Source organism: Acetobacterium fimetarium, from assembly GCF_014284475.1.
Classification (GTDB): domain Bacteria; phylum Bacillota; class Clostridia; order Eubacteriales; family Eubacteriaceae; genus Acetobacterium; species Acetobacterium fimetarium.
This window is the reverse complement of record NZ_WJBC01000073.1, coordinates 1-1,093: the sequence shown is the minus strand read 5'-3', so window position 1 is coordinate 1,093 and position 1,093 is coordinate 1. Positions and strand designations below refer to the sequence as shown.

Sequence of the window (1,093 nt, the reverse complement as noted above, 5' to 3'; positions counted from 1 at the left end):
AAAATAAATTTTAAGGAGAATAACAAATGGCAAAAGCAAAATTTGAAAGAAATAAGCCCCATGTAAATGTTGGAACAATCGGACATGTCGATCATGGTAAAACGACATTAACAGCAGCAATTACATTTGTATTAAACAAAAGATTTGGAACAGGGGAAGCGGTAGCATTCGAAAACATCGATAAAGCTCCAGAAGAAAGAGAACGTGGAATCACGATTTCAACAGCCCATGTTGAATATGAAACCCCAAATCGACATTATGCCCATGTTGACTGCCCAGGCCATGCCGATTATGTTAAGAACATGATCACCGGTGCCGCTCAAATGGATGGTGCCATCCTGGTTGTTAGTGCTGCTGATGGTCCAATGCCACAGACACGTGAACATATTTTATTGAGCCGTCAGGTAGGCGTGCCATACATCATCGTTTTCTTGAACAAAGTAGACATGGTAGATGACGAAGAACTGCTTGAACTGGTCGAAATGGAAGTTCGCGAGCTGTTAGACGAATATGAATTCCCAGGTGATGATACACCAATCATTGCCGGATCTGCATTAAAAGCATTAGAAGAGCCAGATGGTCCTTGGGGAGACAAAATTGTTGAACTGATGGAAGCTGTTGATAGCTGGATCCCAGATCCAGAACGAGACACCGACAAACCATTCCTGATGCCAGTCGAAGATGTTTTCTCGATCACAGGTCGTGGAACTGTTGCAACCGGACGTGTAGAACGTGGTGTTGTCAAAGTTGGTGAAGAAGTCGAAATCGTCGGTATTCACGATGTTCGTAAAACTGTTGTAACCGGCATCGAAATGTTTAGAAAACTGTTGGATGAAGGCCGTTCAGGCGACAACATCGGAGCCCTGCTTCGTGGTGTTGACCGTACTCAAATCGAACGTGGCCAGGTCCTGGCTAAACCAGGTTCAATCAATCCACATACTCACTTCATGTCAGAAGTATATGTATTAACCAAAGAAGAAGGCGGACGTCATACTCCATTCTTCGATGGCTACAGACCACAATTCTACTTCAGAACAACTGACGTAACAGGTGTCATCAAATTACCAGAAGGCGTAGAAATGGTAATGCCTGG

1 protein-coding gene is annotated in these 1,093 nt (G+C 43.8%); it reads left to right on the top strand.

Annotated elements, in window-relative coordinates:
• Positions 1-26: 26 nt before the first annotated feature.
• Positions 27-1,093, top strand: a 1,067-nt coding sequence (gene tuf, locus GH808_RS15125; RefSeq protein WP_186843604.1) for an elongation factor Tu, incomplete at its 3' end; no start/stop codon positions are given.